Genomic DNA, 23,591 nt, shown 5'->3' with positions numbered 1-23,591 from the left:
CGTCCGCCGACAGGTGGATCTTGGTGGTGAAGCCGCCGCGGGAACGGCCTAAGCACTCCCCAGTCTGACCACCTCCGCCAGCCGGGCGGCCAGCGTGGCCAGCACCGGATCGCCCCGGTTTGTCCCGGCGGCGTCCCCCTTTTTCCCCCTCGGTGTGGGAGGCGGCGGGGGTGGTGTGCGAGGTGCGCCGGCCGCGTGCTGGTGCGCCCGGACGGTGGTGGAGTCCGCGGCGATGTCCCAGTCCACCCGCCCCTCGGCGTCCTGCCCGCGCAGCCGGCATGCGAGCCCTTGGATACACCGGCGGACTCACGCCCGCACAATGGCTCGAAGGACCGAACACCACGGTCTTCGACAACATGCGCAAACTCCCAGGACTGCTCGCAGGAGCCTGACTGACCATGGCCTCGCGCGTTGTGACCCGCATCACATACCTAACCGCGAATCGCAACACGCCCCTGCCTCAGGGCGTTGCAGCGGGGTGTCACAACTTCGACAGGTCAATCGCCACGCGAACTCATCTGAACACGGACAGTGCGCGGACAAGCCACTGCGCGCTGACGCACCTGGCCGCCGCCGGCCGCACCTCGCCCGAATTGCAGGCCCAGAGCCGCCACCAGCACCTGGCCAGCCTCGGCCGGTACGTGCGCCTGGGCGAGGAGACCTCCGCCCGCATCACCGCCGAGCACGACCCCGCAGCCCGCCGCCGGACCCGCTGACCAGGACTAACGCCTCTCGCGTGTACTTGGTCGCAGCGTCGTTAACGACAGGCCAACTCACCGCCCTGTTCCCCATCCGCGAGCGCATCCTAGGCCCCGACGATCCGAGCACCCTCGCCACCCAGCACGCCCTTGTCCGCTGGACGGAGGAAGCGGATGGCATAGGTAGTGGTGAGTAGGTCGAATAGAACGGGAGCATGGGCCCGAAATCGTTATCTGGCGACGACTGCCGCAGCGCCCCGAAGACCCGTGGATCTTCGATAGTTCTACCCGTTCAGCAACCTCCGGTGGCCGATTGTTGCATCTGCCAAAGGCCGAGTTCAGCGGCGGCGGGCGACCGGGTCGCGGGCTTGTTGCCAGCGGGCCAGAGCCTCGGGGGAGACGCGGGCATAGCGGGCCAGCGAGGCGACCGAGGTGCGGCCGGAGTCGGCCAGCAAGGTGGAGGTGTTCGCGCCGTCTTCGGCGGCGTGCGTCAGCGCGGAGTGGCGCAGCTGGTGCAGAGTCCACGGCCCGCCGGGCAGGTCGGCGGTGGCCTGCTCGAACAGTTCGGCGGCGCGGCGGGAGGAGAGCCGGGCCCGGCCGGAGTCGGGGTCGACGTCGGGCGACGGCAGCGGGACGCGGGCGCGCCGGTCGGTGAGGAAGACCGGCCCGGCGCGGCGGCCGCCGAGCAGGCGGGGCAGGAGGCGGGCGGTGGGCGTCTGCCAGACGATGACGTCGACCGCGCCGCCCTTGCGCCGGACTTTGGCGCGGCGGTTGCGCTGGTCGAGGTCGTCGATGTCGAGGGCCAGGACCTCGTCGGCCCTGGCCGCACTCTCGTACAGCAGGCGGAACAGGGTGCGCTCGCGCAGTCTCAGGTTCTGCCGGGTGAGCAGGGCCTCGATGTGGGCGCGGTCGAGGGCCTTGATGCGGTCCGGGGTGCGGGCACGGCGGCGGATGCAGCGCAGCGGGTCGCCGGTCAGCCAGCCTTGGTCGTGCCACCAGTCGCGGGCGGAGCCGAGCGCGTCGCGGCGGGCGTTGAAGGTGGCTGCGGCCCGCCTTTCCCAGCAGGCGGTGAACCAGGCGGCGAGACGGTCGGCGCCGGCCTCGCTCTCCAGCTCGGCCAGCGGCGCCTGCGCGCCGAGCTCGCGGGCCAGGGCGCGCAGCGCGATCGCGTACGCCCTCTTGGTGTTGCGGTTGCCGATGGTGGCCAGGAACGCCTCGACCGCAGCACCGAGGTCCAGCAGCTCCGGTCGCGGGCTCAGCCGGCGGACCGTCCCCATCGCACCCCTCCGAACCGCTATCGCAGATAAGCACCCCGAGTCACCCGCTCCGGCGCGCGAGTGTGCCGGGCGGCGCCCGAGGTAGGCCGTGCCGTCGCCGGCGGCCGGAAGCACGCTGTCGCAGATAATGACTCACTATCTGCGACAGCGAACCGCTCCTGCCGATCTCCTCCCCCGGCCTGCTGGCCCAGATCCCAGTCACCGTCCTACGACCTTCCAAGATCGCTACATATGCTCTCGATTCTGGTCGGCCGGCTTTCCGCTTTAGGTCTCGGTTGCTCTTGGACGGTGCCGTTGGATTCGGACTGGAATACCCCTGCTATCGACGGAGGAGAAGGCGTAGCAGGCGCCAGGCGCGGGTGCGGCGAGTCTGGTCGCCAGAGAACAGGTAGACGCCGCCGAGGGCGATGAGCACGGCCGTGATAGCGAGGCCGGCAAGGCTGAGTTGAGGCAACATCGGCGAGTGTCCCCTTTCGGGTTTGTGGGGGAGCGCCTGGGTGCTGAGCCAGTCATGTGCGCAAGACACGTCCGGCCGGGCACCACAGCGGCACGACCGCCTGATGTGGCGGTGTGCTCACTACTGTGCGACCCGCCAGAAGTGGGCTGGAACGAGCACGAACGAACTCTGACGTGCATCGACGAAACCTTCCATGTCATGACACCTGTAGACGGTGGTTGACGGAGATGAACGGCCGCGGGTGAGTTGCCACAAATGGGTTTTACAGTCGCTTACAGCCTGGGATGCTCAGGGTCACTATGAGCGAGTCCGTCAGCACGCCCGACGATGGCGGGGCCCTGGCTGTCTTGCGGGAGCGGCTGCAGCAGCTGCATGCCTACGCTGGGGAGCCGAGCACCCGGCAGACCGCCAGGGATACCGGCGGGCAGATCAGCCATGCCACCGTGCATTCGGTTCTGCTCTGCCGGAGGCGACCGGCCTGGCGGCAGTTTGAGTTGGTCGTGACTGCGTGGGGCGGTGATGTCGAGGAGTTTCGCCAGCTGTGGCTGGCCGCTCGGCTCCGTCCACCGCGCAAGCCTGAGGTGTCCTCGGATACGGCGATGAAACCGGAAGGCGTCGAGGCCTCCACGCCTCAGCTCGGACTCGCCGGCCAACCAACCGACGTGGTACAGGCGCGAGAGCTCCTTTCCGCACTGCTGCCGATCGTTGAGCAGATGGATGGTTCCGAGCACCCCAACGCCTTGAACACCCGATACAGCCTCGCGGAGTGGATCGGGCGGGCGGGGGACGCGGCAGCGGCCCGCGACGCCTACGCCGCCCTGCTGCCCATACGCGAGCGCGTCCTCGGCCCTGAACACCCCGGCACCCTGGCCACCCGACGCAACTTCGCCGACTGGACCGGGCATGCAGGGGCTGCGGCAGCGGCCCGCGCCAAGCTTGTCGGGTTGCTGCCCGTCCAGGAGCGCGTCCTCGGCCCCGAACACCCCGACACCCTGGCCACCCGGCACAACCTCGCCCGCTGGACTGGGCGGGCGGGGGACGCGGCAGCGGCCCGCGACGCCTATGCCGCCCTGCTATCCATACGCGAGCACGTCCTCGGCCCCGAGCACCCCGACACCCTGGCAACCTGGCACGCCCTCGCCGAGTGGACCGGGCAGGAAGGGGCTGCGGCATCGGCACGCGATGCCTACGCCGCCCTGCTGCTCATCAGCGAGCGTGTGCTGGGTCCGCAGCACCCCGACACCCTGGCCACCCGATACAACCTCGCCCACTGGACCGGGCAGTCTGGTGACGCGGCAACGGCCCACGCCGAGCTGGACGCCCTACTCCCCATCTACAAGGGCGTGCTGGGCCCCGAGCATCCCAACACCCGAACCATTCGGCGCGCCCTCGCCATCTGGATGAAGAAGTCGCGGAAACAGTTGGGCAGCGAAGGAAGCTGAATCGAGGCGCACCCGAACCTGGGCCAGGTCAGCATCAAATCCTTCCAGCGATCCAACCCGCCGCCTCCTCGCCCAAACGCCTTTCACAAGTAGCCGTAACACCTTCGCGACCGTCCCGCAAACGACCATTTTCGGGACGACACAACTCGCGGCCTTGCTCCCTATCCGCGAACGCGTCCTGGGCTCCACCCACCCCGGCACCCTGACCGCCCGGCACAACCTCGCCCGCTTCACGGGGGAGGCGGGAAATGCGCAGACCAGCACGCCGAATGACTGACCCGCCAGGAGGCCTGACGCACGCGCAACCACGTCAACAGGGATGCTGGCTAAAGCCGTCACCGGCACGCGCCGCTTCCCTCTGATCAGACGGCAACGCATCGGTATAGTCCGGTTCCATCACTTCCCCGAAAGTCCCGAAACACACCTTCAGTCCCTACCCGGCTCCTATGTGTGCGTCTGCATGCGATCATTTGCCCGTGAGCGGAGGGAGCCCATCCGGGCGACGATCACCAGGTCGAGGCGGCGAGCGGGACGCGAGGCTGACCTGCCGTTGGCGAGGCATCCACACCCCGCCCGACTCCGCGGCGCGTCCGTCCACCAGCCCTTGCAATGACGGGGTGGACCGAACGCCCGCTTCATCCGCCTCCTGGCCGTACCTACGTAATCACAGGCACTATCTCCCCACCCGTTGAAGGGGAGATCTACGTCATCGCTGAGCCATCCTCTCCAAGAAGCGGAAGATCGGCTCAAGATTGGCTGATATCCCCCAAAGCCACGCGAACCGGCCAGCACTGGACGGTCGAATGGGACCTACCGAATCCTCCGACGGCGCGGCGCTCCGTCAGGCCGACGCGGCGGCCTGGCCCTCCGCTTGCTCAGCCGGCACCAGTTCTACCGTGACCGTGGTGCGATAGACCCGCGCGGCCTCGAACAGCGCGTTGAGGACCCTGGCGACCCGCTCGCCGTCCGAGCCGTTGAGCCGTGTCCGCCATGCCCAGGAGCCTTGATCCCAGGCCATGTGCGGCTTGATGAGCTCCACCTGGCGCTCGAACTCCTGCGACGTCAAGTCGCGGTTGGAGTGCGCCGTCACGTTCACCTCGAATGCCTCCATGACGCCGTTGTACGCCGCGGCGCCGACAGAGGATCTCCGCGATCCGGCCTCGCGATCACAGTGGGAGGCACGTCAGCAGTCGTCGGCCTGCAGGTCGGCCGCGATGAGGTCCTCCAGTTCGTCGGCAAGCGGCCAGCTCGGCCCGTCCTTCGTTGTGGTCTGCTGGCGGCCCGTGACGCACTCCTTGATCGCCTGGACTGCGTCGCGGATGTCGGCGAGGTCGTCGAGGGAAAGCTGCACCCGGTTGTGGTCGATCCAGCCGGCCCGCAGCGGGTCCCAGATGACCGTCACCCCGTCCGGCTTCCAGAGCGGCGCCGCCGAGGGGTTGTCCGCGCCGAACATCCACGGGGTTGAGGAACCGGGGAACAGCCGTTATCGATGAGAATGATCTTGTACGAGATGGCGACACGGTTCGGGTTGGGTTGTTCTGGACCCCTGAAGCCCCGGCGAGCCGCAAAGTAGTACCGGGACTCCTATGGCTACAGCCACGGGGGCAACGTAGAGCGTGAACTCTGGTGGATCGTGGGGCCGTTTAGGTCTGTCTGTCGGCTGGGCCGTGGATGATGCGGTGGATGGTGGAGCGGCCGACGCTGTACTCGGTGGTCAGGTCCGCCAGGGAGACCTCGCCTCCGGCGTAGCGGCGGCGGATGGAGCGTCGGCGGGTTCGGGCAGTTTGGGTTGCTTGCCCTTAAGCTTGCCGTTCTTCTTGGCCAGGGCCATGCCCTCGCGGGTGCGCAGGTGTCCGAGGTTGGCCTCGAACTCGGCGACCATGGCGAGGGTCTGCAGGAACAGCCGCCCGAACGGGTCGTTCCAGTCGTAGACGGACGCGCCCAGGCCGGAACAGGACACCGCGGCCGGACAGCCCGGTGAGGATGTCGTTGGCCTCGGCCATGTTGCGGGCGAACCGGTCGAACTTCGTCACCGTGAAGACGCTGCCGTCCCAGACGGCGGCCAGGGCCTGGTCGAGGCCGGCGCGGTTGCGGCGGGTGGTGCCGGAGAAGCCGTGGTCGATGTAGATCCGGTCGGCTGGGACGCCGAGCGCGAGCAGCTGCTCGGTCTGGATAGTGACGTCTTGTTCGTCGGTGCTGCAGCGGGCGTAGCCGAGCCGGACCTCCCGCGCGAGATGCGACTGTCACCCAGCGGGGGACGGCATCCTGCTCCCAAAGCTGTCTCGAACCCCAATGCGGCTGTGAGCTAGATCATGCTTGAGGTTGACCTTGGGTCAGGGTGGAAGCTCGGCGCAGCGGCGAGACGCCGACCCGGACGTAACAACTTCGAAGGGCAAACCACCATGACGATCACCCGTTCCGATCAGGACAAGGGCACCCTGCCGGCAGCGGCGGCCGGGCAGGATCGCCCGGAGCTGCACAAGGCGATCGAGGAGATCGTCGAGTCCGGTTTCCTCGGGGTGTCGCTGCGCGTACACGATGAGCGGGGCGAGTGGGTCGGCAGCGCCGGGGTGGCCGAGCTGGGCGGGACTGCCAAGCCGCCGGTCAACGGGCATGCCCGGATCGGCAGCAACACCAAGGTCTTCACCGCGACCCTGGTGCTGCAGCTGGTGGCCGAGGGCAAGATCGAGCTGGACACCTTGGCGGCCGACTACCTGCCCGAGTTCGGGCTGGACCGGCGGATCACGGTGCGGATGCTGTTGCAGCACACCAGCGGGCTGTTCAACTTCACCGGCGAGGTGTACGACGATGGGACGATCGTGCACGGGATCCCCGTGCCCTACAGCACCACGGGCAAGGAGTGGGTGGACAACCGGTTCCACACCTACCGGCCTGAGGAACTGGTACGTCTGGCGCTGTCCAAGCCGCCCCGGTTCGAGCCGGGCACGGGCTGGAGCTATGCCAACACCAACTACGTGCTGGCCAGGCTGCTGATTGAGAAGGTCACCGGCCGCTCGCTGGCCGAAGAGATGCAGCGGCTGATCCTGGGGCCGCTCGGGCTGTCGGGCACCGTGGCGCCGAACGCCTCGCCGGAGATTCCTGCGCCGCACGCCCACATCTACTACCGCTACGAGGAAGACGGCCAGCACAAGACGATCGACATCACCCGCTACAACCCCTCCTGGGTCTCCACCGGCGGTGACATGATCTCGACCACCCAGGACCTGCACACGTTCATCTCCGCGCTGGTAGGTGGCAAGCTCCTGCCGGCCGCACTGCTGGCCGAGATGTTCACCCCGCACGCCACGGGCATCCCGAACATGGACTACGGGCTGGGGGTGTTCGTCCAGAAAACCGACTGCGGCGGCACTGTCATCACCCACAACGGCGGCAACGTCGGCTCCGCGACGCTGATGTACAGCACGCCCGACGGCATCAAGACCCTGACCGCTGTACTGAACTGGGTAGACGACGCCGCCATGTCCATAGCGACAGCGTTCCCGAACGCCCAGCAAAAGCTCGTCAACAAGGTGTTCTGCGGCAAGCAGGCCGATCCGGCCCGGCCGGCGCACTGAACACCTGTGACCCGCACACCTCCAGAGGCGACGCCTTCCGGGTCATGCATCAGGGAGAACGTGAACCGGGGCCACATGCACGGCTGCGGTCCGCCTGGTCGCCGAGCTCGAGCACAAGGCAGAATTCTGCCGATGAACGGAGTCACGATCGGGCAGGCGGCGGCATTCGTCGGCGTCACAGTCAAGACGGTGCGCCACTACCACAAGCTCGGCCTGGTCGAGGAGCCGGAACGCGACAGCTCCGGCTACCGCAGGTACGGATCGGCCGAGCTGTTGCGGCTGGTGCAGATCCGGACGCTGGCCGCCGCCGGGGTGCCGCTGGCCGAAGTCGGGCCCCTGCTCGACGCCGACGTCGCCCAGTTCGCCGCCACGCTCGCCGACGTCGAGCGGCAGCTCACCGAACGGATCGAGGAGCTGATCGCGCGCCGCGACATGCTGCACCGGCTCGCCGACGGAGACCGGGCGCTGCTGCCCGACCGCGCCGTGGCGCTGCTGGAGCGGATGTCCGGCCTCGGCCTTCCCGCGGAGCAGGTGGCGGCCACCAGGGAGGGCTGGGTACTGGCCAGGGCCCTGGTTCCCGAGGGCTTCGACGACTTCCTCACCCATGTCGAGCACGCCCTCGACGACCCCCGCTTCGTCGCGTTGAGCAAGCAGGCCACCGAAGCCACGGCATGGGAGCCGGACGACCCACGCCTGGCCGAACTCGCCACCGCCATTGCCGACCACCTCCTCGCCAACCCCGCACACTTGAAGATCGTGACCGGCCTGCAAGCCCGCACCGACGCCGCGGCCCGGTACCACCTGATCGCCCACCACGGCGAACAGCAGGGATCGGCCACGGCCCAGGGGGTCGCGATCGTCGAGGCCAAGCTCCGCGCCGCAGGCATCCATATCCCCAGACCGGACACCCACTGACCGGCCGGGATCTGCTCACGGACACCACTGGAGCGGCTCGTCCCATGCTGGGGGCCTCGCCTCAGCCAGCCACGCGTCCTTCGAAGGAGCGGCCAAAAGGACAGGATCGCGCAGCCAGGCCGGGCACGACGGGCGATTCGCCGTCCAGCTCAAGGAAAGCCTCAGGACAAGGACGCCGGCCGTTGGCCGCTGGCAGAGAGTTACTTTGGGGCTGGTCGCGTGGACCCGCGCAGAGGCCAACATGGCGTCGCCCGACAACTACAGGTTGACAACGAGCGCTCCAATCCAACACCCTTTCACTATTCGAATAGTGAAAGGGTGCTTCGGTTGATCGAGTTCAACCTGGACCGCGGCTCGGGCGTTTCGACGTACCTGCAGCTCGTTCACCAGGTCAAACAGGCGCTCCGGCTCGGCACGCTGCGGCCCGGCGACCAGTTGCCGACCGCCCGCGAGGTGGTCGAGAGCCTGGCCATCAACCCCAACACCGTGCTCAAGGCATACCGAGAGCTGGAGCGCGAAGGGCTGGTCGAGGGGCGGCCGGGGATGGGGACGTTTGTCCGGCACGGCATCGCGGGCCCGACGCTCGCCGAGCACACGCGGCTGCGGCGCGATCTGGAGGCGTGGATGCGCGACGCTCGCGCGGCCGGGCTCGATCAGGAGGACCTGCGAGCGCTGTTCAGCGTGGTGCTGGCCGACGCCGCGAAGGAGGGCGTGGCATGACTCCCGCGCTGGAGGCGACCGGGCTCGGGGTCCGCTATCGCCGTAGGTGGGCGTTGCGCGACTGCTCACTGTCCGTGCCTGCGGGACGCGTGGCGGCGCTGGTCGGGCCCAACGGCGCGGGCAAGACCACGCTCATGCACGCGGCCGTCGGCCTGCTGCGGCCCGCGCTGGGAAGCGTCCGCGTGGCCGGCGAGGCGGCGTTCGTGGCGCAGGACAAGCCGTTGTACGAGAGCTTCACCGTCGCCGAGATGCTCACCTTCGGCCGCCGTATGAACACCCGCTGGGACGACGCCGCCGCTGCCGACCGGCTCGCCGGGCTGGGCATCCCGCTGGAGCGGAAGGTGAGCAGGCTGTCGGGCGGGCAGCAGGCGCAGGTGGCGGTCACGCTGGCGCTGGCCTGCCGGCCCGACCTGCTGGTGCTGGACGAACCGCTGGCCAACCTCGACCCTCTCGCCCGCCACGACGTGATGCGCTCGATCATGGCGGAGGTGGCCGGGCGGGAGCTGACCGTGCTGCTGTCCTCGCATGTCGTCTCCGACCTGGAGGAGACGTGCGACTGGCTGGTCGTGCTGAACGGGGGTCGGCTGCAGGTCAGCGGTGACATCGAGGAGCTGCTCGACGGGCATCTCGTGGTCACCGGGCCGGACGCGGCGTCGGCGGCGGGGACGCCGGTGGTGGGCGTGAGTCGTGCCGGCAGGCAGGTCAGCATGCTGATCAGGGGCGCGCCCCCGCTCGATCCGCGCTGGCAGGCGCGGCGCCCTGGACTGGGAGAGCTCGTCATGGGCTACCTGCGCAGCCCCGAGTCGGCGGCGCTGCCGGGACTGACGGGGGTGGGCGCGTGATCTGGGTGACGTGGCGCCAGCACCAGGCGCAGATCCTCGTGACAGCGGGTTTCCTGGCGCTGCTGGGGGTGCTGCTGCTGGGTTCGGCGGTGGAGGCGAGCCGGTACGTGGCCGAGCATGCCCCGCCCGGCTGCCCAGGGCGAGCCGTAGCGTGCGGAGACCTGGCAGTGGCGCTCGGGCAGCGCTACGACGCGGTCTACTCGGTGTTCGGCTGGATGCCACTGGTGGCGCCAGCGCTGATCGGGGCGTTCTGGGGCGCGCCGCTGCTCGGCCGCGAGTACGAGCGCGGCACCCACCGCCTGGCCTGGACGCAATCCGTGCCCGTGCGGCGGTGGCTGGCAGTCAAACTGTCGGTCCTGGGCGGGGCAGTCGTGGCGGGAGGGCTGCTGCTATCGCTCATGGTGAGCCTGTGGCGGCCGGTGTTCAGGGCGGGGGCCGACTCCACGTTCGGCAACATCGGCGTGTTCAACATGGTCGGGGTGGAGCCGGCGGCGTGGTGGCTGTACGCGTTCGCCCTCGGCACCGCGGCCGGCACCCTGTTCCGGCGTACGCTGCCCGCGATGGCGCTGGTCGTGGCCGGGGTGACGGTGACGATGTTCACGCTGTTCCAGCTGAGCGACTACTACGCCGAGCCGGCGCGAACTGAGCTGTCCGGCACTGTGCTGCTGGACGATCCCGACGCCCGGCTGGTGAGCACCGCCTGGGTGGAGCCGTCCGGAAGGGAGGTCGCCGAGCCGGCCGACAGCGGCTGCCCGCGGCGGGTGGACGTGGGGCAGAGCAACAAGAACACCGAGGCGTGGCAGGCGTGCCTGTTCGGCAAGAGCTACCGGTACGCGGTGTACTACCATCCGCCGTCCAGGTTCTGGCGCTTCCAGTGGACCGAGGCGGGAATCCTCGCGCTCGCGTCGGCGGCCCTCGGCGCCCTGGCCATCCGCCGCACCCTCCGCCGCCCCAGCTGACAGGCCGGTTGCATCAGAGCCGGAGAGAGAGGACCCGCCAACGTCGACCAGCTGAACGCCTTCGTCAGCCGGGCACGTCGGCAGCCGGGCGATCACGTGGTGCTCGATCTGAGCGGGGTCCCGCATCTGGGCCGTTCCGGCCTGCGCGTGCTACTCAATGTCCGGGCCCTGCTCCACCGGTATGGAGGCGACCTGTGCGGTGTAGGAGCGTCGATCCGACCCGCCCGTCCGGTCAGGGGGTTCTCGCCCCGGGCACCCACACCAGACGTCCCACGCCCTCGGATGTCACCTGCAGATGCCACTCGTCCGGCCACACGTGATTACCTGAAGGATTGGCTGTCGCATTCGCGAACCGGACCTCCCCCGAGGCACCTAGCCCCGTGAAGTCTGCGTCCGCGGTGTAGGTCGACGCCTCGAACGAGGCCAGTTTGAACGAGGCCATTTCGCTGAAGGTCGCGTGCATGAACCGGGCGTCCCCCACGAAGTGGGTGTGGCTGAATTCGGCGGCGGAGACGTGGGCGCCGGTCCAGTCGAAGTCGATGAGAGTGGCGCCGGTCAGGTCGATACGCATCCCCTCCCACAGCAGCGGACCGGGCGGGAGCTTGTCCCGCCGCTTCAGAGGACGATCGTCGCGCAGGTGCTCGCCCAGGATGCGCTGGGCGGTCAGGCGTACCTGCCGTTCGCCTTCCTGGTCGGCCGGGTCTTGTGACGGTGCCGCCGGGGCGGCGACGGCGGCGGTGTGAGCGGCCCGGTGGCGGCGCCGGGCCGCCTGCAGCGCGGCCTCGCGTTGGTGCTCCGGGTCCGGTGTCGTGGGCGGGGTGTAGGGCATGCGCAGGTAGGCGCAGATCACGTTGACGATGGTTTGGCGGTGCCCGGGGTTGGCCTGGGCCAGGCGTTCCAGGGCGTACAGGCCGCCCAGGCGTACGGCGGCCTTGTCATGGCCGAGCTGCTCGACCGCCTTGGTGTACAAGTCGGTGACCCTGCGTTCGGTGGCGTCGTGGGTGGTGTGCGCGGTGATGATCTCTTGGTGGCGCTGACGACGGAAGGCCAGGCCCAAGGTGATGGCGGCACCCACCCCGGCACCGGCGGCCAGCGCGGTGCGCAGAACCTCCCCCCGCGCGCTGCCCGCCCCAGGGGTGGGCTGCCCGGCCGGGCCGGCCAGGTCGGCCAGCAACCACCACAAGGTGCCGCCCACGGCGGCACCGACCAGGAGCACGGCCAGCAGGATCCACCAAGCCGCAGCCCGCGGCGTGGACAGCGCCGGCGGATCGGAGACCGAAGAGGCTGCGGGGTGGGCGGGGCGGCGCGGAAGTAATGGCACGTCTTCCATTCCAGCCGCCCGCAGCCCGCATCCAGCCGTTTTGCAGCTGATCGTTATCGCGATACATCGCACAGGATCAACGCGCTGTCGTGTTACCCGCGAGTAGGGTGGACGGGGGCGGCGCCCGGGTCGAAGGAGTGGCTGCCGGGATGCCCGTCGAACAAGTGACACGGCTCGGGATCGTCGGCGAGGTCGTCGGCGGGAATGCCGGCGGCCAGGCAGTGCGCGAGGTCGACCGGCTCCCGCACGCCGTCGACCCGGCGAATCCAGGTGTCGCGGTTGCCGTACGACTGAGCCGGCGCCAGGTGCGGACCCGGGTGGCCAGGCGCCGACTCGCACAAGCAGGTGGCGTTGCGGCCGTGTGCCGCAGCCTTGTCAGCCGTCAAGCGGGCCCACTCGGCGTCGGTGAGCACGTTGTAGTGCGGGCACATGGTCGCCCGGCCCCGCGAGTGTGGGCGCCATGGTCTTCTCCCCCGGGACGGCCGGGTGGATCCCGGCTTCAGGGGCGTCAGTCCAGCGCTCCGCCTATAACCTGAACGTCACCGATTCTGGTTATGCGCGCGTTATGTGGGCCGGAGCAGACTGGCGGGCATTTAAGATCTTTTTGGGGGACGCAGTGCGCGTTTTGGTCGCCGAGGACGAGCGGATGCTCGCCGACTCGATCGCCGAGGGGTTACGCGGGGAGGCACTGGCCGTCGACGTCGCCTATGACGGGGACGCCGCGCTCGAACGGCTCGGCGTGCACGACTACGACGTGCTGATCCTCGACCGGGACCTGCCGCTGGTGCACGGGGACGAGGTGTGCAAGGCCGTGGTCGAGGGCGGCTGGCTGGTGCGGGTGCTCATGCTGACCGCCGCGAGCGACGTGCGCTCGCGGGTGGCGGGGTTGTCGCTGGGGGCCGACGACTACCTGCCCAAGCCGTTCGCGTTCGAGGAGCTGGTGGCCCGGGTGCACGCGCTCGGGCGGCGGGCCAGGCGGGCCGACCCGCCGATGCTGGAGCGGGCCGGGGTCCGGCTGGACTGGGCGCACCGGCAGGTGTTCAGGCAGGGCCGGTACGTGCCACTGGCCCGCAAGGAGTTCGGCGTGCTGGCCGAGCTGCTGCGGGCCCAGGGCGCGGTGGTCTCGGCGGAGACGCTGCTGGAGAAGGTGTGGGACGAGCACATCGACCCGTTCACCAACACGGTCCGCACCACGATGATGAAGCTGCGCAAGAAGCTCGGCGAGCCGCAGGTCATCGAGACCGTGCCGGGATCGGGGTATCGCATCCCATGAGCATGCGCCTGCGTTTCGCCCTGGTCTGCGCGGGGGTGTTCTTCGCGGTCACCACGCTCGCGCTGGTCGCCGTCTACTTCGTCGTCCAGACGTCGTTCCAGTACCGAGCCTCCGTGTTCACCCCCGACGAGATCCGGGTGGAGCGGGACGGCTACAGCCTCTACGCCTCGCGCTACAACGATGGGTATGAGATAGCCAGGGGGTTCGCGCTCAAGACGCACCTCACCTACCAGACCGGCGTCCTCGCCAACCTGCGCACCGCCGGCGGGATCGCGGTGCTGGCCGGCACCGGGGCGGCGTTCGGGATCGGCTGGCGGACGGCGGGCATGGTGCTGCGCCCGCTCAGGAACGTCACCGACACCGCCCTTCGGGTCGCCCAGAGCCACGACCTGAGCGACCGGATCGACTACGACGGCCCGCGCGACGAGCTCAAGGAGCTGACCGACGTCTACGACACCATGCTGGCCAGGCTGGCGCGCTCGTTCGACGGCCAGCGCCGGTTCGTCGCGAACGCCTCTCACGAGCTGCGCACCCCGCTCACGATCAACAGGACGCTCGTGGACGTGGCCGTGCGGCGGCCGGACGCGACCGAGGACGTCAAGCGGCTCGGCGAGTCGCTGCTGCTGGTCAACGCCCGGCACGAGCGCCTGATCGACGGCCTGCTGGCGCTGGCCGAGGGCGAACAGGCGGTGCTGGACCGGCGGCCGTTCGACCTGGCGGACGTGGCCGAGCACGTGCTCGACCAGGCGGCCGACGAGGCCCGGGAGCGCGAGGTGACCATGCACCGGCTGCTCGACCCCGCGCCGACGGCGGGCGAGGCGGTGCTGGTGGAGCGGCTGGTGCAGAACCTCGTGGAGAACGCCATCCGGCACAACCACCCGAAGGGCGAGGTGTGGGTGACGACGCGGCGGCGGGCCGACCGGGTCGAGGTGGTCGTGGCCAACTCGGGGCTGCAGGTGCCGTTGTACGAGATCGAGACGATCTTCGAGCCGTTCCGGCGGCTGCACGGCGACCGGCTGCGCTCGGACCGGGGCAGCGGGCTGGGGTTGTCGATCGTACGAGTGATCACCGAGGCGCACGGCGGGTCGGTGACGGCCACGCCCCGGGACGAGGGCGGCCTGACGATCAGCGTGGAGCTGCCCGTCGACGCCGAGACGTCCTGATCGGGGCGCGCCGACCGGGGCGTGCTCACCGGGCGTGCCGATCCGGCTGGGATCTCGTCAGTCCAGGCCCTGGATCTCCCAGAGCGCCGTCTCCGGGACGCCCGCCTTGACCAGCTGCTCCCAGGTGCCCACCCGGTCGGCGGGGTCGGCGAGCATGGCGCGCAGCAGCGGCCGCAGCTCCGCGTGGTCGGCGCCGTCCTCCGCCCACATCGCGCCCAGGGCCCGGTGCATGGCCGGCGAGCGGACGGCCACGGTCCGCACCAGCTCGTCGAGGATGGCCAGGCGGTCCCGGTAGGGCAGGAAGCGGCCCTCCCCCAGCGCTTCGACCAGCAGGTCGAGCAGCCGCCGGTGCTGGGCCGTGTGGCCGGTGGCGACCGCGACGACGACGTCGCCCATGCCGCCGGTCTCCGTGCCGCCGAGCACGACGTCCTCCTTGCCGTCCTCGACCAAGCGGTGCGCCGACAGGGCGGTCACCAGCCCGGTCCAGCCCTCCTGCCCGAGCTGTCCCTTCCACAGGTGGCTGAGCGAGGACCACTGCTCCAGGTGGTCGGGCCCGGACAGGATCGACGACACGCGGACCGGCTCTTCGGAGGCGCAGACGATGAGCAGGGTGAGGTTCGCCGAGTAGGCGGCCAGGCGGCGGGTCATCGTGTGGCGTACCGGCCGGAACCCGGTGAAGTGGCGGCGGGGCCGCTCGTGCAGCGACCGGCGCAGCAGCCCGGCCAGCAGTTCCACGCAGCGCTCGCGCACGGCGGAGGGCACCTCGTCCAGCAGCTCCAGGATGAACCCGACCGTCGGCCCGCGCTCGGCCAGGCACGAGTGGGACGTGACCGCGTACAGCAGGTCGTCGTCGATGGCCTGGACCAGCGCGAGCGGCTCGTCCCCAGCCAGGCGGCGGCGCCGGTCGAGGTCGCGCAGCGCGTACATGGCCAGCCAGGCCACCAGGAACTCGCCGAACGTGGCGTGCAGGAAGGCGTGCCCGTTCCTGCGCACGAAGAAGAAGCGCTCGGTGGCCTTGCGCGCCCAGTCGGCGCGGGCCTCCCCTGGCTGATCAGGGTCGCCGGGATCGTCCTCGCCGCCCTGGCAGAGGGCGGGCAGGTCGCGGTTGAGCGCCTCGTCGGTGATGACGTGCCGGCCGCGGGCCAGCATGGACAGGGCCACCGCGCCGAGCAGGACGAGCTCCTGGTCGATGGCCACCCGCCGCACGCCGCCGGTCTCGCGTTCGGTGTAGTCGCGCAGCAGCACCTCGTACAGGCGGGCGCGGCCGAGCGGGCCGTGGTCGTGCTGGAGCGCGTTGCTGCCCGCGTCGTAGAGGGCCAGCAGCAGCAGGAGCAGCGGCTGCCTGGCCATCTCGCCGTGGGTGAGCGCCACCTCGGCGGGCAGGGGCTTCAGGTCGCGGCGGGCGAGCAGGCCGCGGTTGCGCCGGTCCCAGATGGTGAGCCACTGCCCCACCTGGTCGTCGTCGAACGGCTGGAGCTGCAGCCCCAGCAGCCCCTTGGGGAACCTGATGCGGTCGGCCACCACCGTGCGGCTGGTCACGACCACCGCCACCGGGCGGCCCAGGCCCGCCTCCCTGTCCTGGAACTCCTGCACCCGTTCGAGGTAGTCGTAGCGGTTGACCCCGCCCTGGACCAGCTCGTCGAACCCGTCGAGGAGGATCACCGGCATCGCCCCGTCGGCGGCCGTGACCAGCTCGGCGTAGTCGACCTCCTCCCCCAGCACCGCGCCGAGGGCCTGCTCGATCTGCCCGGTGACGCCCGCCCGCACCGACACGCTCTCCAACTCGACCCGGATCGGCAGGAACTCCGACCTGGCCAGCCGCGCGGCGAGCACCTCGGTGAGCTTGGTCTTGCCCGAGCCGGGCTCGCCCAGCACGAGCAGCGGCGCCTGGGTGGCGCGCAGCGAGGTCAGGTGGCCCACCAGGAACGCCTCGGGGTCGGGCAGCGAACGCTGGTCGTCCCACCAGCTCAGCAGCGCGGGCGTGGTGTCCTGGGTCAGCTCGGCGACCCGGAAGCGGGGGCTGAGGTAGCCCTCGCCGAGCAGCGGGAGCCAGACGTCCTCGGGCAGCTTGCCGGCGTGCAGGAGGGGCTGGTCGAGCGCGTTGGCGGCCATCCTGGCCTGGTGGATCAGGGGGCGGTCGCCCACCCGGGGCGGGGCCAGCTCGGCCAGCAGCCAGGCCACCCGCGACAGCGCCGTGGCGGGCGGCGGCTTCTCGGTGACGAGGCTGCGCACCCCGAACTCGTGGCTGTCGAGCGCCAGCGACCGGTAGTCCTCGTCGTAGATCCGCAGCGCGCGGGCGGGCGGGCCCTCGGCGAGCATGCGGGGCAGCAGGAGCTGGTCGTCGACCGGCAGCTCGTCCCAGACGCTCAGCCCGCCCACGTATCCGGCCATGGCCTCCGACATACGCTGGTAGGCACGTTCCACGGCCAGACGGGTCTCGGAGTAGGGCACGTGCGGCTCGGGCGTGGGCAGGCGCTCCAGCAGCAGGGTCGCCACCAGCCGGGCGAAACGCTCGGCGGTCGGCACGCCGTGCGAGATCTTGCCGCCGCGGTCGAGCTGGTCGAGCGTGAACGGCAGCTTCGCCTCGCCGAGCGCCTCGAAGTAGGCCGAGACGACGATCACCGCGTGCGCGGCGGCCAGCCGCTGGGTGCGGGTGAACCGGTCGAGGCCGCCCTTCGGCTCGGGCATGCGCCGCACGACCTCCTCGCCGTAGCCGACGATGCTGTTGCGCATGTCGGCCAGGCCCGTCGTGAGTTGCCCGGCCCCCGCCAGCGCCCAGCCGGTACGCGCCGCCGCCGCGGCGAACCCGACCACCTTGACGAGCCGGGCGTCCTTGCACCCGAGGATCCTCAAGGCATCGGCGTAGGTCGGGGTCTCGATCATGTGCCTTCTCCCGGGGACTCGGAGTCCCATCATGCGCTGTACGGCCGGGCCTTTTGGCGGAAGTTACCGGGCCGTCATGTTCGCTTCACGGCCTCCTCGATCTCCGGCAGCGCCGCAGGATCCTCGATCGTGGAAGGCGTGGTGTACGGGTGGCCGTCGGCGATGTCCCGCATGGTCGAGCGCAGGATCTTGCCCGAACGCGTCTTCGGCAGCCGGGCCACCACGACGGCGCGGCGGAAGGCGGCCACGGGGCCGATGCGCTCGCGTACCAGGGCGATCAGCTCGCGCTCCATGTCCGCGGGGTCGCGTTCGGCGCCCGACTTGAGCACCACGAACCCGACGGGGAGCTGGCCCTTCAGCTCGTCGGCCACGCCGATCACCGCACATTCGGCCACATCGGGGTGGGAGGCGATGACCTCCTCCATCGAGCCGGTCGACAGGCGGTGGCCGGCGACGTTGATCACGTCGTCGATGCGGCCCATGACGTAGAGGTAGCCGTCGGCGTCCACGTGGCCGCCGTCGCCGGTGAGGTAGTGGCCGGGGTAGCGCTCCAGGTAGGAGCGGGTGAAGCGGGCCTCGTCGCGGTAGAGGGTGGGCAGCGCGCCGGGCGGGAGGGGCAGCTTGACGGTGACGGCGCCGTCCACGCCCGGCGGGCACTCGTTGCCGTCGGGGTCGAGGATGCGCACGTCCCAGCCGGGGACGGGCTTGGTGGGCGAGCCGGGCTTGAGCGGCAGCGGCTCGATGCCGACGCAGTCGGCGGCGATGGGCCAGCCGGTCTCGGTCTGCCACCAGTGGTCGATCACCGGGATGCCGAGCAGGTCGGAGGCCCAGTGGTAGGTGTCGGGGTCGAGGCGTTCGCCGGCCAGGAAGAGGTACCGCAGCTCGGACAGGTCCCACTTTTTCGCGAAAACTCCGGATGGGTCCTCTTTCTTGATGGCCCTGATCGCGGTCGGCGCGGTGAACAGCGTGCGCACCCCGTACGTGGCCACCACCCGCCAGAACGCCCCGAGGTCGGGGGTGCCGACCGGTTTGCCCTCATACAGCACGGTCGTGCAGCCGGCCAGCAGCGGCGCGTACACGATGTAGGAGTGCCCGACCACCCAGCCCACGTCGGAGGCCGCCCAGTAGACCTCGCCCGGGGCGGCGCCGTACACGTGGGACATGCTCCAGTGCAGCGCGACCGCGTGCCCGCCGTTGTCGCGGACCACGCCCTTGGGCACGCCGGTGGTGCCCGAGGTGTAGAGGATGTAGAGCGGGTCGGTGGCCGCCACGCTGACGCACCCGGCCGGCTCGGCCTCGCGCACCGCCCGCGCCCAGTCGAGGTCGCGGCCCTCCACGAGCTCGGCCACGGCCTGGGGCCGCTGGAGGATCACGCACCTGGCGGGCCGGTGCTCGGCCTGCTCCAGCGCGGCGTCCAGCAGCGGTTTGTAGGCCACCACCCGGGCCGGCTCGATGCCGCAGGAGGCCGAGAGCACCACCTTGGGCTGGGCGTGGTCGATCCGCACGGCCAGCTCCCTGGCCGCGAACCCGCCGAACACCACCGAGTGCACCGCCCCGAGCCGCGCGCAGGCCAGCATCGCGACCACGGCCTCCGGCACCATGGGCATGTAGATCACCACGGTGTCGCCCGCCGTCACGCCGAGGCCGCGCAGCATGCCCGCCGTCCTGGCCACCTGGTCGAGCAGCTCGGCGTACGTGAACGTGCGGGCGGTCCCGGTGACCGGGCTGTCGTAGATCAGCGCCGCCTGGTCGCCGCGCCCGGCCCCCACGTGCCGGTCGACCGCGTTGAAGCAGGTGTTGAGCCGCCCGTCGGGGAACCACCGGCCGCCGGCCGTCACGGTCGCCGGCGCCACGTCCCAGGCGATCCCGAGGGCCGCCTCGGACCAGAACTCGTCGGGTTGAAGGATGCTGCGCCGGTAAGCCTCGTCATAACCGCCCACTTATCGATCAGACCAGCCCGCGGCCCCATGGCGCAAGATATCCGGGTGACCGATGACATGATCCTTACCGTCGTCATGGGGTCGAGGGCGTACGGGCTCGAGACCGACGCCTCCGACACCGACCGGCGGGGCGTCTTCGTGGCGCCGACGGCCGCGTTCTGGCGGCTGGAGAAACCGGCGACGCACCGGGACGGGCCGCTGCCCGAGCAGTTCTCGTGGGAGGTCGAGCGCTTCTGCGTCCTCGCCCTGGAGGCGAACCCCACCGCCCTGGAGTGCCTGTGGTCCCCCATGGTCGAGGTGATCACGCCCGCCGGTCGGCGGCTGCGCGAGCTGCGCGGGGCCTTCCTGTCGGAACGGGCCCGGCAGACGTTCGCCGGGTACGCCGACTCGCAGTTCCGCCGGCTCGACCCGGCCGCGCCCAAGTGGAAGCAGGCCATGCACATGATCCGGCTGCTGCTCAGCGGCCTGCACCTGGTGCGCCACGGTGAGCCGCTCGTCCAGGTGGGGCCGCTCCGGGAGCGGCTGCTGGAGATCCGGCGCGGCGAGGTGCCGTGGGCGGAGGTGGACGCCTGGCGGACCGAGCTGGCCGCCGAGGTGGCCTCGGCCGGCAGCGCGCTGCCGGAGCGGCCGGACCGGCAGCGGGTGGAGGACTTCCTGATCGGCGTGCGGAAGGAGCACCTGTGAAGCTGCCCGAATGGCTGCCCGGATGGCTGCCCGAGATCCCCGGCGAGCAGCCGTACCCGCTGGTGTTCGCGACGGTGAGCGGGGCGCACCTGTACGGGTTCCCCTCGGTGGACTCGGACGTGGACCTGCGGGGCGCCCACGTGCTGCCGGTGGAGGAGGTGGCGGGGCTGCGGCACGGGCCCGAGACGGTGGAACGGATGTGGACGCGCGAGGGCGTCGAGGTGGACCTGGTCACGCACGACCTGGCCAAGTTCTGCCGGTTACTGCTGGGCCGCAACGGCTACGTGCTGGAGCAGCTGCTGTCGCCGCTGGTCGTGGCCTCGTCGCCGGTGCACGAGGAGCTGGTGGCGCTGGCCCCGGGCTGCCTGACGCGCCACCACGCCCACCACTACCTGGGGTTCGCGCGGACGCAGTGGGGGCTGTTCGAGAAGGTCGGCGAGCTGAAGCCGCTGCTCTACACCTTCCGCGTGCTGGCCACCGGGACGCACCTCATGCGCACCGGCGAGCTGGAGGCCGACCTGACGCGCCTGTACGCGTACGGGCCCGCGTACCTGCCGGAGCTGGTCGCCGCCAAGCGGGAGGCGGAACACTCGGGCGCGCCCGCCACGCCCGGGGTGGAGGCGGACGTGGCGCGGATGACGGCGGCGCTGGAGGAGGCGCGCGACTCCTCCGGGCTGCCCGAGCGGGCCACGGCCGAGGCGGCGCTGCACGACCTGGTGGTACGGGCGCGGGTGGGGCTCCTGACGTGACGGGGCTGGTGGGCAGGCGGGACGCGCTCGGGGTCGTGGGCGGGGTCCTGGCCGCCGGGTCGGGCTGCGTGGTGGTGGAGGGGCCGGCGGGCATCGGCAAGAGCCGCCTGCTGGAGGAGTCCGCGGGGCCGGCGCGGGCGCGCGGGACGGCGGTGGCGCTGGGCCGCGCCACCGAGCTGGACCGGGTGGCCCCGCTCTCCACCCTCCTCCGCCCGCTCGCCTCGGGTAGCGGGCCGCCGGGCATGGAGCTCGGGGACGGGTTCCGGTCGATCAACCGGGGTGGGGACGGGCTCGGGTCGACCGAGCGGGACGGGGACGGGTTCCGGGCGATCGAGCGGGTCGGCGAGGCGGTCGAGCGCTACACCCGCACCCGGCCGCTGGCGATCGTCCTGGACGACGTGCAGTGGGCGGACGAGCTGACCTGCCTGGCGCTGCGGCAGCTCGTGCCGGGGCTGGCCGGGTCCCCCGTGGTGTGGCTGCTGGGCCGGCGGCCGCTGCCCGAGCAGGAGGCCGTCGACCGGCTCATAGAGGAGGGCGCCAGGCGCGTCCCGCTGCCCCCGCTCGGCCCGGAGGAGGCGGCCGAGCTGAGCGCGCGCCTGCTCGGCGCCGCACCAGGACCGTCAGTGCTGGAGCTGGTTCGGGGTGGCGGCGGCAACCCGTTCCTGCTGGAGGAGGTGCTGACGGGGCTGCGCGCCGAGGGCCGGATCTCGGTGCGCGGCGGCGTGGCCGAGGTCGTGGCGGGCGCCGCCGATCCGGTCGTGGGCGCGGCGGCGGGCGGCCGGGTGGAGTTGCCCGCGAGGTTCGTGGCGGCGGTCGAGAGGCGGCTGCGCGATCTGTCCCCCGAGGCGCGGCGGTTGCTGGAGGTGGCCTCCGTGCTGCGGCGGCCGTTCTCGGTGCACGAGGCGGCGGGGGTGCTGGGGGTGACGGCGGGGTCGCTGTTCGGACGGGTGGAGGAGGCTGTGGGGGCCGGTGCGCTCGTCGGGGAGGGCGATCGGCTGGGGTTCCGGCACGACCTCATCCGGGAGGCCGTCTACGGCGGGCTCGGCGCACCTATCAGGGCGGCGCTGCACCGGGAGGCGGCGTCCGTGCTACGGGCCGAAGGCCGGCCGCACGCCGAGCTGGCCGAGCATCTGAGGCACGGCGCCCGGCGGGGGGACGCGGCGGCGATCCTGGAGCTGCGGGCGGCGGCCGAGGAGATGACGGCCACCGCCCCCTCGGCCGCCGCCGACCTGATGCTGCGAGCCCTCGAACTGGCGCACCCCCGGGGCAGTGGGTGGGATGCGGGGCTGGTGGCCGGGGCGGTGCGGTTGCTGGCTTCGGCGGGGCGGCTGGGTGAGGCGCGGGAGCTCGCCGACTCCCTCGGCGTCCCGCTGACGGCGGCCGAGGAGGCGGGGGTCGCGCTCGGGCTGGCCGAGGCGCTCAAGCACGCGGGCGACGACCGGGGCGTCGTCCGGCGGACCGGCCGGGTGCTGGGCAGGGCGGGCGTGCCGGGGCGGGAGCGGGCGCGGCTGCTGGCCGTACGGGCCCATGCGCTGATGATGAGCAGCGAGATCGACGCGGCGGAGGACGCGGCGACGGGAGCGGTCGCGGAGGGTGAGGTGTTCGCCCAGGTGGTGGGGTTGCAGGCGCGATCCACCGTGGCGCTGCTCCGGGGCGACCTCGACGGCGCGCTGCGGCACGCCGAGCGGTCGGTGGAGCTGGCCGACGCGGCGGGCGGTGAGACGGCCCACCGGCATCCGCGGCTGTGGCTGGGCGCTGCGATGGCGGCGCTCGATCGGTTCGAGGAGGCCGAGGGGCTCTACGCGGTGGTCGAACGGGAGGCCGGGCGGCTGGGGACGGCGTGGGCGCTGCCGCTGCTGCACCGATTCAGGGCCGAGCTGCTGCTGGCCTGGGGGCGGCTCGACGACGCGGCGGCCGAGGCCGAGGCGGGGCTGCGGGTGGCCGGGCAGCTCTCGGCGATGGCGCTGGCCCCGGCGCTGCTCGGCGTGCTCGGCCACGTGGCGCTCCTGCGGGGCGAGAGGGAGGCGGCGCGGGGATACCTGGATCGGGGCCGCGAGCTGGCCGGGGACGGGCCCGGCCTGGTGTTCGAGGAGCTGCGGTGGCGGAGCGAGCTCCTCGACCCGGGCTCCGCCCCGCAGGGCGCGACGGGCGCGGCTCATGGGGCCTCGTCGTATGCCGGGCTGCGGGGTGGAGTGCTGGCGTACCTGATCGTGCAGGAGCCGTGGACGGCGGCGCGGTGGCGGGCGGACCCGCGGGTGGTCGCGTGCGCTCAGGACCTCGCCCGCCGCAACCCCCGCGTCGTGTCCCTGGCGGCCGGGCTCGCGCACGCGGAGGGGCGGCTGGAGGAGGCCATCGAGCTGTACCGGAGCGCCCCGCGGCCGCTCGGGCTGGCGTTGGCCTTGGAGGAGGCGGGGCGTCGGGAGGAGGCGTTCGAGGTCTACCGGGCGTGCGGCGCCGTCGCGGGGAGGGCGCGGCGCGAGGCGGCAGGTCACGGGTGGGCGGCGCTGACGGCGTCCGAGCTGCGCGTCGTACGGCTCGTCGCCCAGGGCATGACGAACCGGGAGGCGGCGGCCGCCCTGTTCCTGTCGCCGCACACGGTCGACAGCCACCTGCGGCACGCGTTCGCCAAGCTGGGCGTCAGCAGCCGGGTGGAGCTGACCAGGCAGGTGCTCGCACACGAGCCCGGCCAGTGA

The 23,591-nt window shown here is 71.4% G+C and carries 21 protein-coding genes and 3 pseudogenes; 14 read left to right on the top strand and 10 right to left on the bottom strand.

Annotated features, from left to right (window positions below):
* A pseudogene (locus tag ABZS69_RS60855) lies at positions 1–276 on the bottom strand (hypothetical protein); the annotation flags it as partial.
* A gap of 317 nt (positions 277–593) precedes the next feature.
* Here ABZS69_RS60855 and ABZS69_RS60850 point away from each other — a divergent pair.
* On the top strand, positions 594–716 hold the full coding sequence (locus tag ABZS69_RS60850) for a hypothetical protein (protein WP_355392187.1): 123 nt from the start codon (positions 594–596) through the stop codon (positions 714–716).
* 320 nt (positions 717–1,036) lie between these two features.
* Here the strand turns inward: ABZS69_RS60850 and ABZS69_RS60845 are convergent, their stop codons facing one another.
* A complete protein-coding gene (locus ABZS69_RS60845) occupies positions 1,037–1,975 on the bottom strand; it encodes a site-specific integrase (RefSeq protein WP_355392184.1) in 939 nt (312 codons plus the stop codon).
* Positions 1,976–2,731: 756 nt separating this feature from the next.
* On the opposite strand from ABZS69_RS60845, the gene ABZS69_RS60840 reads away from it, so the two are divergent.
* Positions 2,732–3,874 carry a tetratricopeptide repeat protein gene (locus ABZS69_RS60840; RefSeq protein ID WP_355392182.1) on the top strand — a complete coding sequence of 381 codons (1,143 nt, stop codon included), beginning with the start codon at positions 2,732–2,734 and terminating at the stop codon, positions 3,872–3,874.
* Positions 3,875–4,028: 154 nt separating this feature from the next.
* Positions 4,029–4,151: a tetratricopeptide repeat protein gene (locus ABZS69_RS60835; RefSeq protein ID WP_355392179.1), complete on the top strand. Its 123-nt coding sequence runs from the start codon at positions 4,029–4,031 to the stop codon at positions 4,149–4,151.
* Positions 4,152–4,715: 564 nt separating this feature from the next.
* Here ABZS69_RS60835 and ABZS69_RS60830 read toward each other — a convergent pair.
* From ABZS69_RS60830 to ABZS69_RS60815, 4 genes and pseudogenes are all read right to left on the bottom strand, one after another.
* A complete protein-coding gene (locus ABZS69_RS60830; protein ID WP_355392176.1) occupies positions 4,716–4,985 on the bottom strand; it encodes a hypothetical protein in 270 nt (89 codons plus the stop codon).
* Between the two features lie 72 nt (positions 4,986–5,057).
* The gene (locus ABZS69_RS60825; protein WP_355392173.1) at positions 5,058–5,327 is read right to left on the bottom strand and encodes a hypothetical protein; all 270 of its coding nucleotides are present in this window, start codon (positions 5,325–5,327) and stop codon (positions 5,058–5,060) included.
* 261 nt (positions 5,328–5,588) lie between these two features.
* The gene (locus ABZS69_RS60820) at positions 5,589–5,834 is read right to left on the bottom strand and encodes a recombinase family protein (RefSeq protein WP_355392170.1); all 246 of its coding nucleotides are present in this window, start codon (positions 5,832–5,834) and stop codon (positions 5,589–5,591) included.
* 49 nt (positions 5,835–5,883) lie between these two features.
* A pseudogene (locus ABZS69_RS60815) lies at positions 5,884–6,033 on the bottom strand (recombinase family protein); the annotation flags it as partial.
* A 243-nt stretch (positions 6,034–6,276) separates the two neighbouring features.
* Here ABZS69_RS60815 and ABZS69_RS60810 point away from each other — a divergent pair.
* The 6 genes and pseudogenes from ABZS69_RS60810 to ABZS69_RS60785 all read left to right on the top strand — a co-directional run.
* Positions 6,277–7,449, top strand: a complete 1,173-nt coding sequence (locus ABZS69_RS60810) for a serine hydrolase domain-containing protein (RefSeq protein ID WP_355392167.1) — start codon at positions 6,277–6,279, stop codon at positions 7,447–7,449.
* Positions 7,450–7,581: 132 nt separating this feature from the next.
* Positions 7,582–8,364 (top strand): MerR family transcriptional regulator, encoded by a 783-nt coding sequence (locus ABZS69_RS60805; protein WP_355392164.1) that lies wholly within the window; start codon positions 7,582–7,584, stop codon positions 8,362–8,364.
* Positions 8,365–8,682: 318 nt separating this feature from the next.
* A complete protein-coding gene (locus ABZS69_RS60800; RefSeq protein ID WP_355392156.1) occupies positions 8,683–9,084 on the top strand; it encodes a GntR family transcriptional regulator in 402 nt (133 codons plus the stop codon).
* Positions 9,081–9,926: an ABC transporter ATP-binding protein gene (locus ABZS69_RS60795; RefSeq protein WP_355392153.1), complete on the top strand. Its 846-nt coding sequence runs from the start codon at positions 9,081–9,083 to the stop codon at positions 9,924–9,926. The genes ABZS69_RS60800 and ABZS69_RS60795 overlap by 4 nt, the downstream gene beginning before the upstream one ends.
* Entirely contained in the window at positions 9,923–10,885 is a 963-nt protein-coding gene (locus ABZS69_RS60790) for a hypothetical protein (RefSeq protein WP_355392150.1), read from the top strand. Before ABZS69_RS60795 ends, ABZS69_RS60790 begins: the two co-directional genes overlap by 4 nt.
* Positions 10,886–10,897: 12 nt before the next feature.
* Positions 10,898–11,104 (top strand): annotated as a pseudogene (locus ABZS69_RS60785) (STAS domain-containing protein); the annotation flags it as partial.
* Positions 11,105–11,117: 13 nt separating this feature from the next.
* Here the strand turns inward: ABZS69_RS60785 and ABZS69_RS60780 are convergent.
* Together ABZS69_RS60780 and ABZS69_RS60775 are read right to left on the bottom strand one after the other, a co-directional pair.
* On the bottom strand, positions 11,118–12,206 hold the full coding sequence (locus ABZS69_RS60780; RefSeq protein WP_355392147.1) for a pentapeptide repeat-containing protein: 1,089 nt from the start codon (positions 12,204–12,206) through the stop codon (positions 11,118–11,120).
* A 92-nt stretch (positions 12,207–12,298) separates the two neighbouring features.
* Complete coding sequence (locus tag ABZS69_RS60775) at positions 12,299–12,637, bottom strand: hypothetical protein (protein ID WP_355392144.1); 339 nt, start codon at positions 12,635–12,637, stop codon at positions 12,299–12,301.
* 185 nt (positions 12,638–12,822) lie between these two features.
* On the opposite strand from ABZS69_RS60775, the gene ABZS69_RS60770 reads away from it, so the two are divergent.
* A complete protein-coding gene (locus ABZS69_RS60770; protein WP_355392141.1) occupies positions 12,823–13,479 on the top strand; it encodes a response regulator transcription factor in 657 nt (218 codons plus the stop codon).
* On the top strand, positions 13,476–14,642 hold the full coding sequence (locus ABZS69_RS60765; protein WP_355392138.1) for a HAMP domain-containing sensor histidine kinase: 1,167 nt from the start codon (positions 13,476–13,478) through the stop codon (positions 14,640–14,642). Before ABZS69_RS60770 ends, ABZS69_RS60765 begins: the two co-directional genes overlap by 4 nt.
* A gap of 57 nt (positions 14,643–14,699) precedes the next feature.
* Here the strand turns inward: ABZS69_RS60765 and ABZS69_RS60760 are convergent, their stop codons facing one another.
* Positions 14,700–17,525: a hypothetical protein gene (locus tag ABZS69_RS60760; protein WP_355392135.1), complete on the bottom strand. Its 2,826-nt coding sequence runs from the start codon at positions 17,523–17,525 to the stop codon at positions 14,700–14,702.
* Between the two features lie 74 nt (positions 17,526–17,599).
* Positions 17,600–19,465, bottom strand: coding sequence for a propionyl-CoA synthetase (locus ABZS69_RS60755; RefSeq protein WP_355392132.1), 1,866 nt, complete (start codon positions 19,463–19,465; stop codon positions 17,600–17,602).
* Between the two features lie 45 nt (positions 19,466–19,510).
* Between ABZS69_RS60755 and ABZS69_RS60750 the strand changes: the two genes are divergently transcribed.
* The 3 genes from ABZS69_RS60750 to ABZS69_RS60740 are packed head-to-tail and all read left to right on the top strand — an operon-like array spanning position 19,511 to position 23,591.
* On the top strand, positions 19,511–20,149 hold the full coding sequence (locus ABZS69_RS60750; protein WP_355392129.1) for a nucleotidyltransferase domain-containing protein: 639 nt from the start codon (positions 19,511–19,513) through the stop codon (positions 20,147–20,149).
* On the top strand, positions 20,146–20,898 hold the full coding sequence (locus ABZS69_RS60745; protein WP_355392126.1) for a nucleotidyltransferase domain-containing protein: 753 nt from the start codon (positions 20,146–20,148) through the stop codon (positions 20,896–20,898). Before ABZS69_RS60750 ends, ABZS69_RS60745 begins: the two co-directional genes overlap by 4 nt.
* A complete protein-coding gene (locus ABZS69_RS60740) occupies positions 20,895–23,591 on the top strand; it encodes an AAA family ATPase (protein WP_355392123.1) in 2,697 nt (898 codons plus the stop codon). The genes ABZS69_RS60745 and ABZS69_RS60740 overlap by 4 nt, the downstream gene beginning before the upstream one ends.

Origin of the sequence: Nonomuraea sp. NPDC005650 (assembly GCF_040605375.1) — a bacterium.
Lineage (GTDB): Bacteria > Actinomycetota > Actinomycetes > Streptosporangiales > Streptosporangiaceae > Nonomuraea.
Note: the sequence above shows the minus strand (reverse complement) of the source record. Positions and strands in the feature narration are given on the sequence as shown.

What these genes read in the sequence shown, in the direction of transcription:
- ABZS69_RS60795 (WP_355392153.1), top strand. Translation starts at nt 9,081, where the DNA reads ATGACTCCCGCGCTGGAGGCGACCGGGCTCGGGGTCCGCTATCGCCGT.
- ABZS69_RS60805 (WP_355392164.1), top strand. Translation starts at nt 7,582, where the DNA reads ATGAACGGAGTCACGATCGGGCAGGCGGCGGCATTCGTCGGCGTCACA.
- ABZS69_RS60765 (WP_355392138.1), top strand. Translation starts at nt 13,476, where the DNA reads ATGAGCATGCGCCTGCGTTTCGCCCTGGTCTGCGCGGGGGTGTTCTTC.
- ABZS69_RS60825 (WP_355392173.1), bottom strand. Translation starts at nt 5,327, where the DNA reads ATGTTCGGCGCGGACAACCCCTCGGCGGCGCCGCTCTGGAAGCCGGAC.
- ABZS69_RS60845 (WP_355392184.1), bottom strand. Translation starts at nt 1,975, where the DNA reads ATGGGGACGGTCCGCCGGCTGAGCCCGCGACCGGAGCTGCTGGACCTC.
- ABZS69_RS60810 (WP_355392167.1), top strand. Translation starts at nt 6,277, where the DNA reads ATGACGATCACCCGTTCCGATCAGGACAAGGGCACCCTGCCGGCAGCG.
- ABZS69_RS60760 (WP_355392135.1), bottom strand. Translation starts at nt 17,525, where the DNA reads ATGATCGAGACCCCGACCTACGCCGATGCCTTGAGGATCCTCGGGTGC.
- ABZS69_RS60830 (WP_355392176.1), bottom strand. Translation starts at nt 4,985, where the DNA reads ATGGAGGCATTCGAGGTGAACGTGACGGCGCACTCCAACCGCGACTTG.
- ABZS69_RS60775 (WP_355392144.1), bottom strand. Translation starts at nt 12,637, where the DNA reads ATGTGCCCGCACTACAACGTGCTCACCGACGCCGAGTGGGCCCGCTTG.
- ABZS69_RS60840 (WP_355392182.1), top strand. Translation starts at nt 2,732, where the DNA reads ATGAGCGAGTCCGTCAGCACGCCCGACGATGGCGGGGCCCTGGCTGTC.